Annotated in this window: 11 protein-coding genes; 6 read left to right on the top strand and 5 right to left on the bottom strand. The window is 72.5% G+C overall.

Annotated elements, in window-relative coordinates; translation table 11 throughout:
* Window positions 1-97 precede the first annotated feature (97 nt).
* Window positions 98-610: a MarR family winged helix-turn-helix transcriptional regulator gene (locus ABTZ58_RS35700; RefSeq protein WP_351366247.1), complete on the bottom strand. Its 513-nt coding sequence runs from the start codon at window positions 608-610 to the stop codon at window positions 98-100.
* Window positions 611-716: 106 nt separating this feature from the next.
* Here ABTZ58_RS35700 and ABTZ58_RS35695 point away from each other — a divergent pair, with 106 nt between their 5' ends.
* Window positions 717-1679: an EamA family transporter gene (locus ABTZ58_RS35695; RefSeq protein WP_351366244.1), complete on the top strand. Its 963-nt coding sequence runs from the start codon at window positions 717-719 to the stop codon at window positions 1677-1679.
* Window positions 1680-1962: 283 nt separating this feature from the next.
* Here the strand turns inward: ABTZ58_RS35695 and pepN are convergent, their stop codons facing one another.
* Entirely contained in the window at window positions 1963-4545 is a 2583-nt protein-coding gene (gene pepN / locus ABTZ58_RS35690) for an aminopeptidase N (RefSeq protein ID WP_351366241.1), read from the bottom strand.
* Between the two features lie 171 nt (window positions 4546-4716).
* Between pepN and ABTZ58_RS35685 the strand changes: the two genes are divergently transcribed.
* Window positions 4717-5199 (top strand): DUF1203 domain-containing protein, encoded by a 483-nt coding sequence (locus ABTZ58_RS35685; protein ID WP_351366238.1) that lies wholly within the window; start codon window positions 4717-4719, stop codon window positions 5197-5199.
* Window positions 5200-5280: 81 nt separating this feature from the next.
* On the opposite strand, the gene ABTZ58_RS35680 is transcribed toward ABTZ58_RS35685, so the two are convergent.
* Window positions 5281-6300, bottom strand: coding sequence for an aspartate-semialdehyde dehydrogenase (locus ABTZ58_RS35680; protein ID WP_351366235.1), 1020 nt, complete (start codon window positions 6298-6300; stop codon window positions 5281-5283).
* A gap of 348 nt (window positions 6301-6648) precedes the next feature.
* On the opposite strand from ABTZ58_RS35680, the gene ABTZ58_RS35675 reads away from it, so the two are divergent.
* Together ABTZ58_RS35675 and ABTZ58_RS35670 are read left to right on the top strand one after the other, a co-directional pair.
* The gene (locus tag ABTZ58_RS35675) at window positions 6649-7197 is read left to right on the top strand and encodes an RNA polymerase sigma factor (RefSeq protein WP_351366250.1); all 549 of its coding nucleotides are present in this window, start codon (window positions 6649-6651) and stop codon (window positions 7195-7197) included.
* 1 nt (window position 7198) lies between these two features.
* The gene (locus ABTZ58_RS35670) at window positions 7199-8032 is read left to right on the top strand and encodes a hypothetical protein (protein ID WP_351366232.1); all 834 of its coding nucleotides are present in this window, start codon (window positions 7199-7201) and stop codon (window positions 8030-8032) included.
* A 64-nt stretch (window positions 8033-8096) separates the two neighbouring features.
* Here ABTZ58_RS35670 and ABTZ58_RS35665 read toward each other — a convergent pair whose 3' ends face one another.
* Complete coding sequence (locus tag ABTZ58_RS35665; protein WP_351366230.1) at window positions 8097-11402, bottom strand: S8 family serine peptidase; 3306 nt, start codon at window positions 11400-11402, stop codon at window positions 8097-8099.
* A 220-nt stretch (window positions 11403-11622) separates the two neighbouring features.
* Here ABTZ58_RS35665 and ABTZ58_RS35660 point away from each other — a divergent pair, with 220 nt between their 5' ends.
* Window positions 11623-12081, top strand: coding sequence for an NUDIX hydrolase (locus tag ABTZ58_RS35660; protein WP_351366227.1), 459 nt, complete (start codon window positions 11623-11625; stop codon window positions 12079-12081).
* A 231-nt stretch (window positions 12082-12312) separates the two neighbouring features.
* Window positions 12313-14070 carry a TIGR03767 family metallophosphoesterase gene (locus tag ABTZ58_RS35655; protein ID WP_351366224.1) on the top strand — a complete coding sequence of 586 codons (1758 nt, stop codon included), beginning with the start codon at window positions 12313-12315 and terminating at the stop codon, window positions 14068-14070.
* 97 nt (window positions 14071-14167) lie between these two features.
* Here the strand turns inward: ABTZ58_RS35655 and ABTZ58_RS35650 are convergent, their stop codons facing one another.
* Entirely contained in the window at window positions 14168-15208 is a 1041-nt protein-coding gene (locus ABTZ58_RS35650) for a hypothetical protein (RefSeq protein ID WP_351366221.1), read from the bottom strand.
* Window positions 15209-15401: the final 193 nt, after the last annotated feature.

Raw genomic sequence — 15401 nt, 5'->3', positions numbered from 1 at the left:
GTGCGCTCAGTGTGCGCCCGTCCTCGAGTACGAGCTCCGCCCGGTCGTCGTAGCCGCTGACGCTCGCCGCACGGGCCTGCATGACGGAGCATCGGTGTCAGGGGCGGTCCGCCCCCGACAGCAGCTCGCGCAGCAGGCCGGCCAGGGCTCCGGCCTGCTCGGCGTCGAGCGCGGACAGCGCCTCCGTCTGCACCGCGAGACCCGCCCCGACCGCCTCGTCGACCAGCGCGAGGCCCTGGTCGGTGAGCGTCACGCGCAGCCCGCGCCGGTCGTGCGGGTCGGGGGAGCGGCGCAGCAGTCCCGCCCGCTCCAGCTTGTCGAGCCGGCCCGTCATGCCGCCGGTGGTGAGCATCAGCGTCGCCGAGAGCTGCCGCGGCGAGAGCGTGTAGGGCTCCCCGGAGCGGCGCAGGGCGGCCAGGACGTCGAACTCCCCGCGGGAGATACCGAACGTCGCGTAGACCTTCGTGGCCCGTTCCCCCATCGCGTGCGCGATCCGGTTGATCCGGCCGAAGACCTCCATGGCGGTGGTGTCGAGGTCGGGCCGCACCCGCGCCCACTGCTCGATGATCGCGTCGACGGGGTCCCTGCGCTGCGGGGGGCGTTCGCTCATGGCACGAGTATCGGCTCCCTCTCGGTCACCCGCAAGAAAGTAGCTTGACGGAAAGTAGCTTACGGCTAAGCTAATTTCTACCGACCTACTTGGAAGGGTGCCTCGCATGGCCGTCTCCCGCCCGGCTCTCATCGCCCTCACCGCCCTGGCGCCCATCTCCTGGGGCACCACCTACGCGGTCACCACCGAGTTCCTCCCGGCCGACCGCCCCCTGTTCACCGGCCTGATGCGCGCCCTGCCCGCCGGTCTGCTGCTGCTCGCCCTCGCCCGGACGCTGCCGCGCGGGACCTGGTGGGGGAAGGCGGCGGTGCTCGGCGCGCTGAACATCGGCGCCTTCTTCCCGCTGCTGTTCCTCTCCGCGTACCGGCTGCCCGGCGGCATGGCGGCGGTCGTCGGCTCGGCGGGTCCGCTGTTCGTCGCCGGGCTCTCGGCGCTGCTGCTCGGGCAGCGGCCGACCCGGCGCACGCTGCTCACCGCAGCCGTGGCCGCGTTCGGCGTGAGCCTCGTCGTGCTGCGCGCGGCCGGGGCCCTGGACGCGCTCGGCCTGCTGGCGGCCCTTGCCGCCACGCTCTCCATGTCCGCCGGAACGGTCCTCACCCAGCGCTGGGGGCGTCCCGCCGGGGTCGGGCCGCTGGCGCTCACCGGCTGGCAGCTGACCGCGGGCGGTCTGCTCATCGCGCCGCTCGCCTTCCTGGTGGAGGGCGCGCCGCCGGCCCTGGACGGCCGGGCGGCCGGCGGCTACCTCTACCTCGCCCTCGCCAACACGGCGGTCGCGTACTGGCTGTGGTTCCGCGGCATCGGCCGCATGACCGCCACGCAGGTCACCTTCCTCGGGCCGCTCTCCCCGCTGACCGCGGCCGTCGTCGGCTGGGCGGCGCTCGGGCAGGAGCTGACGCCGGTGCAGCTGGTGGGCATGGCACTGGCGCTCGGGGCGACGGTGGCGGGGCAGTTCGCCGGGCGGGGCGGCCCGGGCACCCGGGGGACCATCGCAGCGAAGGCCCAGGACGGTCCGGCCGAGGCGGAGTGCCGGGGCGTGGCGGCCGGGGCGGACGGCGCGGTGCGGCGGTAGCGGAGCGGGGGCGTCGCCCGGGTCGGCCCGGGTGGGTAGCGGGGCGTCGGCGTGGGTGTCGGCGGGGTGGTGAGCGGGGCGTCGGCCCGGGTCAGCCGGGTGGGTAGCGGGGCGTCGGCGTGGGTGTCGGCCGGGTGGGTGGGGAAGTGGGGCATCGGGTCGGGCCCGGGGCGTGCTCGGGAGACGCGGCGTACGACGGCCGAAGGGGCGCCCGGCACAGGCCGGGCGCCCCTCCTTGGTGCTGGTGGTGCTGGTGCTGGTGCTGCTGGTGTCGCCGGAGCCGCTACTGCCCGGCCGCCGCCGCGTCCGCGCGCTGGGCGCGCAGGGCGCGTTCGACGCCCGCGCGGGACTCCGAGACCAGGCGGCGCAGGGCCGCGTTCGGTTCGGCGGAGGACAGCCACGCGTCCGTCCTGTCCAGGGTCTCCTGGGAGACCTGCACGGTCGGGTAGAGGCCGATCGCGATCTGCTGGGCCATCTCGTGGGAGCGGGACTCCCAGATGTCCTTGACCACCTCGAAGTACCGGTCCGCGTACGAGGCGAGCAGCTCACGCTGGTCGGTCTGGACGAAACCGCCGATCACCGCCTCCTGCACGGCGTTCGGCAGCTTGTCGGAGTCGATGACCGACGCCCACGCCTCCGCCTTCGCCTCCGGGGTCGGCCGGGCGGCCCGGGCCGTGGCGGCGTGCCGCTCACCGGCCGCCGTACGGTCGCGCTCGTACTCGGCCGCGATCTCCGCCTCGTCGAACCGGCCGACCGCGGCCAGCCGCTGCACGAACGCCCAGCGCAGCTCCGTGTCGACGACCAGGCCCTCGATGGTCTGCGAGCCGTCCAGCAACGCGTCCAGCAGGTCCAGCTGCTCCGGCGTGCGGGCCGTCGCGGCGAACGCGCGCGCCCAGGCCAGCTGGTGGTCGCTGCCGGGCGCGGCCGACCGCAGGTGGGCCAGCGTCGCGTCGGTCCAGCGGGCCAGCAGCGTCTCGCGGGCGGCCGGGTCGGCGTACAGGTCGATGGCCAGCTTCACCTGCCGCTGGAGCGACTGCACGACACCGATGTCGGACTCCTTGCCGATGCCGGACAGCACCAGCGACAGGTAGTCGCGGGCCGCCAGCTGGGCGTCCCGGGTCATGTCCCAGGCCGACGCCCAGCACAGGGCGCGCGGCAGGGAGGACTCGAAGTCGCCCAGGTGCTCGGTGACCACGGCCAGGGACCGCTCGTCCAGGCGGACCTTCGCGTACGACAGGTCGTCGTCGTTGAGCAGGATGACGGCCGGGCGGCGACGGCCGACCAGCTGCGCGACGGCGGTCAGTTCACCGTCGACGTCCAGCTCGATGCGCTCGTCGCGGACCAGCTTGCCACTGTCGTCGTCCAGCTCGTACAGGCCCACGGCGATCCGGTGCGGGCGCAGCGTCGGCTCGCCCTTGGCGCCGGACGGCAGCGCCGGGGCCTCCTGGCGGACGGCGAACGAGGTGATCACGCCGTCGGCGTCCGTCTCGATCTCCGGGCGCAGGACGTTGATCCCGGCCGTCTCCAGCCACTTCTTCGACCAGGTCTTCAGATCGCGGCCGGAGGTCTCCTCCAGCGCCCCCAGCAGGTCCGACAGACGCGTGTTGCCGAAGGCGTGCGCCTTGAAGTACGCCTGCACGCCCCGGAAGAACTCGTCCTCACCCACGTAGGCGACGAGCTGCTTCAGCACGGAGGCACCCTTGGCGTACGTGATGCCGTCGAAGTTGACGAGCACGTCGTCCAGGTCGCGGATGTCCGCCATGATCGGGTGCGTCGAGGGCAGCTGGTCCTGCCGGTACGCCCAGGTCTTCATGGAGTTGGCGAACGTCGTCCACGAGTGCGGCCAGCGCGAGCCGGGCGCGGCGGCCTGGCAGGCGATGGAGGTGTAGGTGGCGAACGACTCGTTCAGCCACAGGTCGTTCCACCACTCCATGGTCACGAGGTCGCCGAACCACATGTGGGCCAGCTCGTGCAGGATGGTCTCCGCGCGCGTCTCGTACGCCGCGTCCGTCACCTTCGAGCGGAACACGTACTGGTCGCGGATGGTCACCGCGCCCGCGTTCTCCATCGCGCCCGCGTTGAACTCCGGCACGAACAGCTGGTCGTACTTCTCGAACGGGTACGCGTAGTCGAACTTCTCCTGGAACCACTCGAAGCCCTGCCGGGTCACCTCGAAGATGGCGTCCGAGTCGAGGTACTCGGCGAGCGAGGGGCGGCAGTAGATGCCGAGCGGGACGGACTGGCCGTCCTTCTCGTACACGCTGTGCACCGAGTGGTACGGGCCGGCGATCAGCGCCGTGATGTACGTCGAGATGCGCGGCGTCGGCTCGAAGACCCAGACGTTGTCCTGCGGCTCGGGCGTCGGCGAGTTGGAGACGACGGTCCAGCCCTCCGGCGCCTTCACGGTGAACTGGAAGGTCGCCTTGAGGTCGGGCTGCTCGAAGCTCGCGAACACCCGGCGGGCGTCCGGCACCTCGAACTGGGTGTAGAGATAGGCCTGGTCGTCGACCGGGTCGACGAAACGGTGCAGGCCCTCACCGGTGTTGGTGTAGGCGCAGTCGGCGACCACCCGGAGGATGTTGCGGCCCCGGAGCAGGCCGGGCAGGGCGATCCGGGAGTCCGCGAAGACCTCGGTGGGGTCGAGCGAGTCCCCGTTCAGCGTCACCTCGTGCACGGCCGGGGCGACCAGGTCGATGAACGACTCCGCGCCGTTGTCGGCGTCGACGTCGAAGCGCACCGTGGTCGCGGACCGGTAGGTGCCGCCCTCCTGCGCGCCGGAGAGGTCGAGTTCGATCTCGTACGAGTCAACGGCGAGCAGCTGCGCCCGCTGCTGCGCCTCTTCGCGGGTCAGGTTTGTGCCAGGCACGCGGTCATCTCCTCGTTATGGGTGGGTTGCGTCATCTTTCCACGGCGGCTCGGCGTCAGGCGACGACCGGGGCCATCGGTAGGGATACCCCTCTGGCGGCGGCCGGCCCCGGCAGACGCGACGTCCGGAAACCGCCGGTGACCCCGCCCCGCGCGCACGAGCCTGGGAACCATGACGACGACGTACACCGCGCGCCCCATCGACCCCCTGGCCCTGGAGGAACTGCGCACGGCCGACGACGCGGGCCGTCCCACCGCCGGGTTCACCGACCCGGAGGGCGGCGCCCCGCTCCGCTGCTGCCTGCGCCGCAGCGCGCCCGGCGAACGCATCGCCCTGGTGTCCTACGCGCCGCTGCGCCGCTGGGCGTCCGCGACCGGGGCGGATCCGGGGCCGTACGACGACGAACAGGGCCCGGTCTTCATCCACGCCGAGCCCTGCGAGGGGTACCTCGGTGAAGCCCTGCCCTTCACCAACAGCCACCGCACGGTCCGCCGCCACTCCGCCGACGGGCGCATCCTGGGCGGACGGCTGGTCGAGGAGCCCGCCGCGTTCCGGCAGGCCTTCGCCGAGGCCTTCGCGGACCCGGCCGTGGCGCTCGTCCACGTCAGGGCGGTGGAGTACGGCTGCTTCCTGTACGAGGTGCGCCGGCCCTGACGGGGCGGGCCCCGGACAGCGCTCGGGGCGGTCACCCCCGGCTGGAGGTGACCGCCCCGCTGCGCGTGCGGCGCCGTCGCCCTACCGGGCGGACAGCTCCTGGGCCACCAGCTCCGCGATCTGTACGGCGTTCAGTGCCGCGCCCTTGCGGAGGTTGTCGTTGGAGACGAAGAAGGACAGGCCGTGCTCCACCGTCTCGTCGCCGCGGATGCGGCCGACGTAGGACGGGTCCTTGCCGGCGGCCTGCAGCGGGGTGGGGATGTCGGAGAGCTCGACGCCGGGGGCGTGCTTCAGCAGCTCCGTCGCGCGCTCGGGGGTGATCGGGCGGGCGAAGCGAGCGTTGACCTGGAGGGAGTGGCCGGAGAAGACCGGCACGCGCACGCAGGTGCCGGAGACCTTCAGCTCGGGGATCTCCAGGATCTTGCGGGACTCGTTGCGGAGCTTCTGCTCCTCGTCGGTCTCGTTCAGGCCGTCGTCGACGATCGAACCGGCCAGCGGCAGCACGTTGAACGCGATGGGACGCTTGTAGACACCGGGCTCCGGGAAGTCGACCGCCTCACCGTCGTGGGTGAGCTTGTCGGCCTCGGCGGCGACCTTCTGCACCTGGCCGTGCAGCTCGGCGACGCCCGCGAGACCGGAACCCGATACCGCCTGGTACGTGGCGACGACCAGGGCCTGAAGGCCCGCCTCGGCGTGCAGCGGACGCAGGACCGGCATCGCGGCCATCGTCGTGCAGTTCGGGTTGGCGATGATGCCCTTGGGGCGGTTCGCGATCGCGTGCGGGTTGACCTCGGAGACGACCAGCGGGACCTCGGGGTCCTTGCGCCAGGCGGAGGAGTTGTCGATCACGACGGCGCCCTGGGAGGCGACCTTCTCGGCCAGCGCCCGGGAGGTGGCACCGCCCGCGGAGAACAGCACGATGTCCAGGCCGGTGTAGTCGGCGGTCGCCGCGTCCTCCACCGTCACGCCGTCCAGCTCCGTGCCCGCCGAGCGGGCCGAGGCGAACAGGCGCAGCTCGGTGACCGGGAAGTTCCGCTCCGTGAGGATCCTGCGCATGACCGTGCCCACCTGTCCGGTGGCTCCGACGATTCCGACCCTCACGGTGACTCCCTCTCCTGCGTCTCTTCACGTGCTCGTTGCTTGGCCGAGGCTTTTCCATCATGCGGCCGACCACGCCCCGTCTGTCCACTTCTTTGCCCGGTCTGCCCGGGGAGTGGGACGGGCCGTCCCGCCCGATGGTTGCGGACCTGCGGTGTCGACCCCGCTGAACTGCAGGAATTCATCCCGCGGGGGGCGTGCGCCGCAAGCTCGCCTGCCCATGCCGGTTCCGGCCACACGGGAGTGTGACGTATGCCTCGGCCGCTGCGGCGGAAACTCACGCGCGCACGGCCGAACGTTCCGGACCGATCCTGCGTCGTAGGACAAACACGGTGAGGGGGGTGGCTTGTGCTGCTGCGCGGAAGGGACCGGCGCGGCCGGGAGGGGCACGCCGGGGACGATCCGCCGGGCGAGGCCGATCCGCTGGACGCGGCGCAGCAACGCCGGGTGCGGGCGGTGCTCGCGCTCGGGGGAGTGCCGCAGGCGGACCTGCCGGACGGGGTGCAGCAGGTCCGCCTGCGGCTGCTGGAGCGGGCGGCCAGTGGCCGGGAGGCGCCGCGGGACGTCTCGGCGTGGGCGGCGGTCGTCGCCTCCAACCTGGCCATGGACTGGCACCGGGCCAAGCGCCGCCAGGAGCGGCTCGGGGAGCGGCTGGCCGCGCTGCGGCAGCTCGAACATCCCTCCGGGGAGGACACCAGCGTGCTGTCCGTCGCGGTCGCGCAGGGCCTGGACGAGCTGCCGGCCGCCCAGCGGCAGGTCGTCGTCTTGCGCTTCTACGCCGACCTGCCGGTCCGCACCATCGCCGAGCAGCTCGGCGTCCCGGAGGGCACGGTCAAGAGCCGGCTGCACACGGCGGTACGTGCCCTGCGCGCCCGCCTGCACGAGGACGAGGTGGTGTGACGTGTCCCGGTACGACAGCGAGGCGGGCGGTGCGGACAGGGACCCGCTGATGGCCGCCATCACGGGCGAGCCGCTGCGGGAGGACGCCGACGCCGGTGCCCGGGCGGAGCACCGCGCGGCCCGGGCGGACGTGGCCCTGTTGCGCGAGCAGCTGGGCCTCATCGGGGACGCGCTGGCGGATCCGGGGGAGGCGACGCGTCTGGCCGGGTCACCGCGCGCGGCGCGCCGCCGCCCGTGGCCCCTGCGGGGCGTCACCGGGCGCGGCCCGCGGGGCGCCGGGCAGGGGCCGGGGCGTGTGGGCGGCGCGGGTCCACGGACCGCGGGAGGGGCCGGGACGTGGTCCCGGCATCCGGGGATCAGGGCCACCGTCCTCGGCATGGCCGTCGCGGCCGTTCTCGCCGGCGCGACGGTGGGCCTGGGCCGGCTCGCCTCGCACGAGGGAAGTTCGGCCGATACCTCCGCGGCGAGCGGTGAGAGCGGGAACTCGGCGGACAAGGCCGCCTCCCCGCGCGGCGCCGCCTATCTGGCCTGCGCCGAGCTGGTCGTCGAGGGCACGGTCGACTCCGTGACGCCTGTGCCGGAGGGCGACGAGGACCGCGTCACCCTCGACGTGACGCGCTCCTACAAGCCCGCCCGGAGCGAGGACGAGATCACCTTCGTCGTGACGAAGGGCTCCTGGCTCCTGCCGGCCGAGGGCGACCACCTGCTGGTCGGCATCCGGCCCGGCGCCGCGACCCCGGACCTCTGGGCGCACGGCGAGAAGCGGATCGCACGCGAGCGGGCCTGGATCGTCCCGGCGCTGCCGTCGGCGGAGCGGACCACCTGCGAGGAGTGAGCGGCGCACGGGAAAGGGGCGGGTGTCCTTCCGGACACCCGCCCCTCGCCTGTCGTCCCGAGGGTTACGGCACGACCTTCTCGATCTTCACGCTGCCCAGGCCCGCGACCGTGCCGCGGGCGTTGACCAGCTGGACCTGGCCGAAGAACTCACGGCCCTCGGGAGCGGCCGCCGCGGCGGTGACGCTGCCCGAGACCGTCGCCGAGTCACCCGTGCCGAGCTTCACCGCGGAACCGTCGACGCTCACGCTGCCGAGGGAGGCGGAGAAGAACACGTCCTGGTAGTCGTAGGCGGTGGTGCCGGACGGCACGCCGTAGCCGACGACCTCGATCGTGTAGGTGCCGGCGGCCGGGGAGGGTACGGAGACCGACTCCTCCGAGTCGCCGTCGGCGGAGCTGCCGACCTGCTTGCCGGCCGCGTCGTAGACCGCCAGGTCCAGGTCGGCGGCGGCGTCCGAGACGTTGCCGATGACGACGTCCAGGGACTTGGCGCCCGCGGGCACCTCGACCGTGGTGGTCTGCGTCTCACCCTGCTTGATCGACGGGCGGGTCGTCTTGGCCGAGCCCAGCGGGCCGCCGGCCAGCTTGCCGTCGATCGCCGCGAAACCGTTGGTCACCTTCCAGGAGGCGGTGGCCGGGGTGCCGACCTTCGCCTCGGGCACGGTCACGGTCTCCGGCTCGAAGGCCGCGCCGAGGACGGCGACGTCCAGCTTGTACGGGTTGTCCAGCAGCGGCGACGTACGGCGCGACTCGACCTCGATCTCCCAGACGCCCGGCTGCGGGTCCGTGTACGAGCGCAGGTCGGGGCGGCAGGTGTTGGCCGGGTTCGAGTAGTTCGGGTAGCAGTTGATCGTCGACGTCGGGTCGGCCGGGACGCCGTACGGGTGGATGGAGATGAAGCGGGTCTGGCTCTTGTCCTTCAGACCGCTCATCGCGACCTCGAGGGTCTTGGCGCCCTCGGGGACGGTGACGAAGTAGTGCTGCGAGCTGTTGCGCTGCACCGTGCCGGCCGCGGAGAAGGTGTACTTCAGCGGCTGCGAGACGACCACGGTGTGCAGGACCTGCTTGTCGATGCCCTCGGTGCGCGGGTCGTCGACCTCCAGGATCGCGCTCTTGATGCCCGCGGACTTCGGCGCGGCCTGGACCTTGACGGTCACCGGCTGGTTCAGCGGCAGCCTCACCTCGTCGGAGCCGACGATGCGGAACGTGCCGCCCGCGTTGTTCTCGAAGTGCAGCTCGTGCCGGATCGCCTTGTCGGCGCCGGATGTGCGGGTGAGGGTGATCTCGTAGGTCTTCTTCTGACCCGCCTTCAGGCCGCCCTCGCGGTCGTACAGGCCTGTGCCGTAACCGGGAGTCTTCAGGAACTGGTCGATCGCGGTGTCCACCGGGGCCTTGACCGTGTAGGAGTGCGAGGTGGCGCCGTCACGAATCGCGTCCCAGGCGTCCTCGATGTTCATCAGGCCCGCGCCCTCCTCGTACGCCTGCACACCCTTGATGTGGTCGGCGGTCGAGGTGAGGGCCGTGCGCAGGGTGGCCGGGGTGAGGTCGATGCTCTTCTGCTTCGCGGCGGACAGCAGCAGCGCGGCGGCACCGGCGGCCTGCGGGGAGGCCATCGAGGTGCCCTGCAGCATGCCGTAGCCGGCCGGCAGGGAGTAGCCCGCCTCGGCGACCGGGGCGCCCGGCATCCAGGTCTGGATGGTGTTGATCGCGGCACCCGGGGCGACCAGGGTCGGGGTGAAGCCGCCGTCCTCACGCGGGCCGCGCGAGGAGAACGGCATCATCGCGTACTTCTTCTGCACGACCGAGCCGTAGTTGGCGGCCCAGGTCTCCTTGGAGACGGACGCGCCGACCGAGATGACCTTGTCGGCCAGGGCCGGGTCGCCGATGGTGTTGGCGCCAGGGCCGGAGTTGCCAGCGGAGATCACCAGCTGCACGCCGTAGGTGTCGATGAGCCGGGTGTACAGCTCGGCGCGCGCGTTGTTGCCGTCGTTCAGCGCCGGCAGGCCGCCGATGGACATGTTGACGATGTCGACACCGCGCTTGGTGACGAGGTCGATCATGCCCTCGGTCAGCGCCACGTTGGTGCAGCCGCCGGACCAGGTGCAGGCGCGCGAGGAGACCAGCTTGGCGCCGGGCGCCGCGCCGTCCATCTTGCCGCCGAACAGGCCGTTGGCGGCGGTGATGCCGGCGACGTGCGTGCCGTGCTCGGACTCGATGACGCCGATGTTGACGAAGTCGGACTTCTTGCCGACCCAGGAACCGCCCAGCGGGTCCATCGGGACGTCCTTGCGGACCTCCACGACGAACGGCTGCCGCTCGGCGATGTCGGTGGCCGGGTCGTCGGTGCCGAAGTACCCGATCTGGTGGCCGTCCTTGTACGGCTTCATCGGGGCGTCGTCGCCGAAGTCGTTGTTGTTGTTCAGGTCGACCCGGACCGTGCCGGCCGCCGCGTCGTAGAGCACGCCCCAGACGTCGGTGGTGTCGCCGTCGCGGTTGGCGTCGCCCGCCGCGTCGCCCCCGGTGGTGTACGACTCCTTGAACAGGCTGACGGCGTAGGAGCCCGCCGGGGCCTTGTACGACTGGCCCTGGTAGGTGAAGGCCGGGCCGGACACGGCCGTGACCATCGGGCGCCAGGTGTTGTCGTTGTCGATGATCGGGTCGGTCGCCGTCACCCAGTCGACGATCTTCCGCTCACCGGTCGTGGTCTTCTGCAGGGCCGGGTGGCCGAGGTCCACGCCGGAGTCCAGGATGCCGATGGTGATGCCGCGGCCGTCCGCCTTCGGGTGGTCCTCGACGAAGTCGACCGCGCCCGTCTCGAAGGACGGGTTGTACGGGTTCTCCGCCGGGGTCCGCTTGCCCGGGGCCGGGTACGTCGCCGTGGCCTTGGCGCCCTTGGCGGCGTCCGCGCTCGGCGTCGGGTCGTCCAGCGGGATCTCCTCGCGCAGGTCGATGCCGTGCACGGAGGACAGCTTGGCGGCGGCCGCGATCGCCGAGTCGGCCCTGGCCGTCGGGACGGTGGCGCGGACGTAGCCCAGCTTGTCGTCGGCCCGGCCCACCGAGCCGCCCTTGACCGCGTCCAGCTGCCCGGAGACCTGCTCGGTCTGCCCGGGCGCGGTGGCGATCATCATCGTGACGTTCTTGTCGCCGTCGGCCTTGGCCTCGGCGAGCAGGTCCGCGTCGTCCGAACCGAGCTTGTGGTGCGCGGACTTGACGTCCCGGTCGGCCGGGGCGGCGGCGCCGGGGCCGTCCGCGGCGAGGACCAGGGGGACCGGCCCGGCCGCGGAGAGCGCGGCGACGAGTCCGGCGGCCACGGCGATGCGCGCCACGCGTCTCCGGCCCGATATCGGGTCACGCTGGGGGGTGAGGGTCATCGGCATCCCTTGGAGGTAAAGGAACGAGCGGGAACGACCGGGGCCGATCGGCCCTGGTCGCCACGGCCCGGAACGGCAAGCCCGGACGATCGCACAGCCTTACGCAAGGGGAAGTTCTTTGGGGAGGGTTGACCGAAACGAAATGGATGTATGGGGAAAACCCCCGATGCGTTTTGCGGGTATCAGTCCCGAAGGCGGTGAAATCGGTTAACGTCCCGGAGTGCGACAGAAGTTGAGGGTGGCGGCCTACGCCATATGCGTCCGTGACGGACGGATCCTGCTCGCCCGCTCGCCCGCCCAGGACGGCACCCCCGAGTGGGTCGTGCCCGGCGGCGGCATGGAACACGGCGAGGATCCCTACGACACCGTCCGGCGCGAGGTCGAGGAGGAGACCGGCTACACCATCGAGGTGACCGGGCTGCTCGGCGTGGACTCCTCCCGCCGCACCCTCCGCGACCGGTTCGGACGCGCCGTCGACCACCACGCCGTCCGGCTCGTCTACGAGGGCCGGGTCACCGGCGGTGAACTGCGCCACGAGGTGAACGGCTCCACCGACCTCGCCGCCTGGCAGGACCTGGACGCGGTGCCCGGCCTGGTCCGGGTGCCGCTGGTCGACATCGCCCTGCGCATGTGGCGCGAGCGGCCGGCGACCGGCAGGCCGGCCGGCGCCCTGGACTAGGTGGAGTACCCCGGTAGGTGAACGCCGCGTGACCGGCTCCGGGCCGTTCCCGGAGCGGTCGTCGACGCGCCGGGTAGTCCAAGATCCACGTACGGTGATCGGCGCTGCGCGTTGCCGCCTTGTTCACACGCAGGTCATCCCCGCTGCCAACGATCCAGTACGAGCGGGGTGTTCGCGTCACGAACGCCCCGTGACCACTGCCGACGCGTTCGCACTCGGGGAGAGAAGCGCATGTCGCGCACACGCTCAGTCGCCGGCTCCGGCCAGGGCATCCACCGCCGTTCCGTCCTCGCCGCCACCGGAGCGGTCGCCCTGTCCGCGGGTGCCGGATACGCCCTGCGGCCCAGCGACAGCCAGGCCGCCACCGCCAGGGAGGCCACCGAGGCCGTTGCCGCCTCCTCGCGCCAGGCCCCGGCCGCGCCCCTGGCCCCCTACACCAAGGGCACGACGGTGGCGTCCGTCGCCACCCCGCGCGCCGGCTCCGGGTACCGGCGCCTGGGCGACGGGCCCGGCTGGCAGCGGGTGGTGCGCTCCGAGCTGGCCGCGCCCAAGTCCGGCCGCGCCGGGCGCCGCACCGCGCTCGCGGCGTTCGTGCAGCTCACCGACCTGCACATCATCGACGCGCAGCACCCGCTGCGCCTGGAGTACCTGCGCTCGGCCGACGTGCACGCCTGGCGGCCGCACGAGGCGCTGACCGTGCAGGGCGCTATCTCCCTGGTGGAACGGATCAACGCGCTGCGCGGCGCCCCCGTCACCGGTGCCCCGCTGCACTTCGCCATGACCACCGGCGACAACACGGACAACAACGCCAAATCCGAGCTGGAGTGGTTCCTGAAGGTCATGAGCGGCGGGCGCATCACGCCCAACACCGGCGACCCGCGCCGCTACGAGGGCGTCCAGAACAGCGGCCTCAAGCAGTACTGGCAGCCGGACGCCGCACTCCGCGACGCCGACAAGCAGGCCGGCTTCCCCCGCCTCGACGGCTTCCTCCAGGCCGCCATCCGAGAGGTGCAGAGCCCGGGCCTGAACCTGCCCTGGTACTCGACGGTCGGCAACCACGACTCCCTGCCGATGGGCTGCTACGCCTCGCACCGCGACTCCTACCTCACGGACCTGGCCGTCGGCGGCAAGAAGCTGATGGACGTGCCGGCCGCGGAGGCGAAGCGGCTCCAGACGCTCATCAAGAAGGCCCGCGACCCCCGGGGCATGCGCTACCACGACTTCCTGAAGTCCCACGCCCGCGCCATGCGTTCGGTCACCCCGGACGAGAGGCGCGCCCCCTTCACGCCCGCCGAGTACATCGAGGCGCACCTGGACCCGGCCTTCCGGGGCGTCGGCCCGGTCGGCCACGGCTACTCCTCGGCCAACCTGGACGCGGGCACCCAGTACTACGCCTTCCGCATCTCCGACGACGTCATCGGCATCAGCCTGGACACCACCGACGCGGGCGGCCACTACGAGGGCTCCATCGGCTCGGCCCAGCTGAGGTGGCTGGACCGGACGCTGCGGGAGAACAAGGACTCCTACGCGGTGATCTTCAGCCACCACACGAGCAGGACGATGACGAACACCCGCCCCGACCCGGCCCGGCCCCGGGAGCGGCGCCTGGGCGGCCAGGAGGTGCTGGCGCTGCTCGGCAGCCACCGCAACGTGCTGGCCTGGGTGAACGGCCACATCCACAAGAACGTCATCACACCGCACTCCGCGCCCGACGGGCGCTCCTTCTGGGAGATCTCCACCGCCTCCCACGTCGACTTCCCGCAGCTCGCCCGGGTGATCGAACTGGCCGACAACAAGGACGGCACGGTCTCCCTGTTCACCACGCTGGTGGAGTCCTCGGCCCCGCACCGCACCGACTTCTCCGACCTCTCCCAGACCGGCCTCGCGGCCCTCTACCGCGAGCTGTCCCTCAACGCGCCCGGGGCGAGCACGACCCTCGGCGGCAACCCGAAGGACCGCAACACCGAACTGGTCCTCAAGAAGGGCTGACGTCCGGACACGAGAAGCGGCGCCCGGACACGAGAAGGGGCCGCCGGTGCGCCCGGCGGCCCCTCCTCCCCCCTCCTGGTTCCCCTTCGGTCCGTCACTACCGGGGCAGCACCACGACACACGCGGCCGCTTCGCGGTCGGCCGACGCCATCAGCGCCGTACGGATCACCGTCGCCTGCTGTTCCGGACAGTCGCGCAGCTTCCTGGGCATGATGTGGACGACCGTGATCCCGAGCCGCTCCAGGTGCTCGCGCTTGCGGGCGTACTCCGACCACAGGGTGTCGTCGTCCTGCCGGGGCGCCCGGGTGTCCAGCTCGACCGCCACCGCATGGTCGGGCCAGTAGGCGTCGAGGCCGCCGAGGTAGGGGCCGCCCGGCAGGCGCAGGTCCACGTTCCAGACCGGGTCGGGCAGGCCGTGCTCACGGACCATCCGGTACAGGCGGTCCTCGGCGATGGCGCGGCCCTCGGCCAGCAGCGAGTCCACCGCGTCCACCACGTGCGGGCGGCTCAGCAGCCGCGCCTGGTTCAGCTCTCGCACCACGGAGGCCGGGTCGCAGTGGCCGCCGCGTACCGCCTCCGTGAGCAGCCGGCGCACCACGCCCGCGTCCGCCAGCTCGGCGACGGCGTCGGCCAGCGCCCGGGCCACCGGGGCCACCGGTACGCCCGTGACCTCCTCCGGGACGGGCAGCGCGGGGGTGCGCACGATCCGCGCGCACCCCGTCGAGCGCAGCCGCCGCATGCGCGGGACCAGGACGTCGAACGCGTCCAGGGACGGCAGCGGGGGCGTCGAGGAGAAGCCGTGCAGGGTGAGGGCGGCCAGCCCGGTGATCATCACCTCCGCGTAGGCCGGGGTGTGTGCCGTGCTCGCGCCGGGCTGGGCCGGAACACCGGTGCCGCGCTCCCGTGCCGCGTACATCAGCGCCGCGTGCAGCCGCTCCTCGCTGGTCGGCGGGCCCGGGTGGAGCAGGACCACGCCCGGCAGGAGCTGCTGCCAGGGGCCGCCGGGGCGGCACTGCTCGTTCGTCTCGGCCGTGGAGACCCCGTGCGAGCGGAGCCGGGCCGTCGTCGTCACGCGGGGCCGGCCGGCGCCGGACAGGTCGTGCAGGGGGCGGGGGGAGAGCGGCGTGTTCTGGGTCATGACCCGCAATTTCCCGCGTCAGGGGCGTCCTTGAACCGCTGTTACAGGTCCGTCGACAAATGCGGACAACCCAGCGCTAAAGGACGAGTGTTCGGATGCCGAAACCCCCTGGTCCGTTCGGGTGCGGACCAGGGGTTACGGCTCATCGGGCACGCATCTCGTAACAGAGCAGGAACGCCCGGATCTCAGGCCA

It is taken from the genome of Streptomyces sp. NPDC094143 (assembly GCF_040303825.1).
Lineage (GTDB): Bacteria > Actinomycetota > Actinomycetes > Streptomycetales > Streptomycetaceae > Streptomyces.
Note: the sequence above shows the minus strand (reverse complement) of the source record. Positions and strands in the feature narration are given on the sequence as shown.

What these genes read in the sequence shown, in the direction of transcription:
- ABTZ58_RS35700 (WP_351366247.1), bottom strand. Translation starts at nt 610, where the DNA reads ATGAGCGAACGCCCCCCGCAGCGCAGGGACCCCGTCGACGCGATCATC.
- ABTZ58_RS35695 (WP_351366244.1), top strand. Translation starts at nt 717, where the DNA reads ATGGCCGTCTCCCGCCCGGCTCTCATCGCCCTCACCGCCCTGGCGCCC.
- ABTZ58_RS35685 (WP_351366238.1), top strand. Translation starts at nt 4,717, where the DNA reads ATGACGACGACGTACACCGCGCGCCCCATCGACCCCCTGGCCCTGGAG.
- ABTZ58_RS35665 (WP_351366230.1), bottom strand. Translation starts at nt 11,402, where the DNA reads ATGACCCTCACCCCCCAGCGTGACCCGATATCGGGCCGGAGACGCGTG.
- ABTZ58_RS35655 (WP_351366224.1), top strand. Translation starts at nt 12,313, where the DNA reads ATGTCGCGCACACGCTCAGTCGCCGGCTCCGGCCAGGGCATCCACCGC.
- ABTZ58_RS35650 (WP_351366221.1), bottom strand. Translation starts at nt 15,208, where the DNA reads ATGACCCAGAACACGCCGCTCTCCCCCCGCCCCCTGCACGACCTGTCC.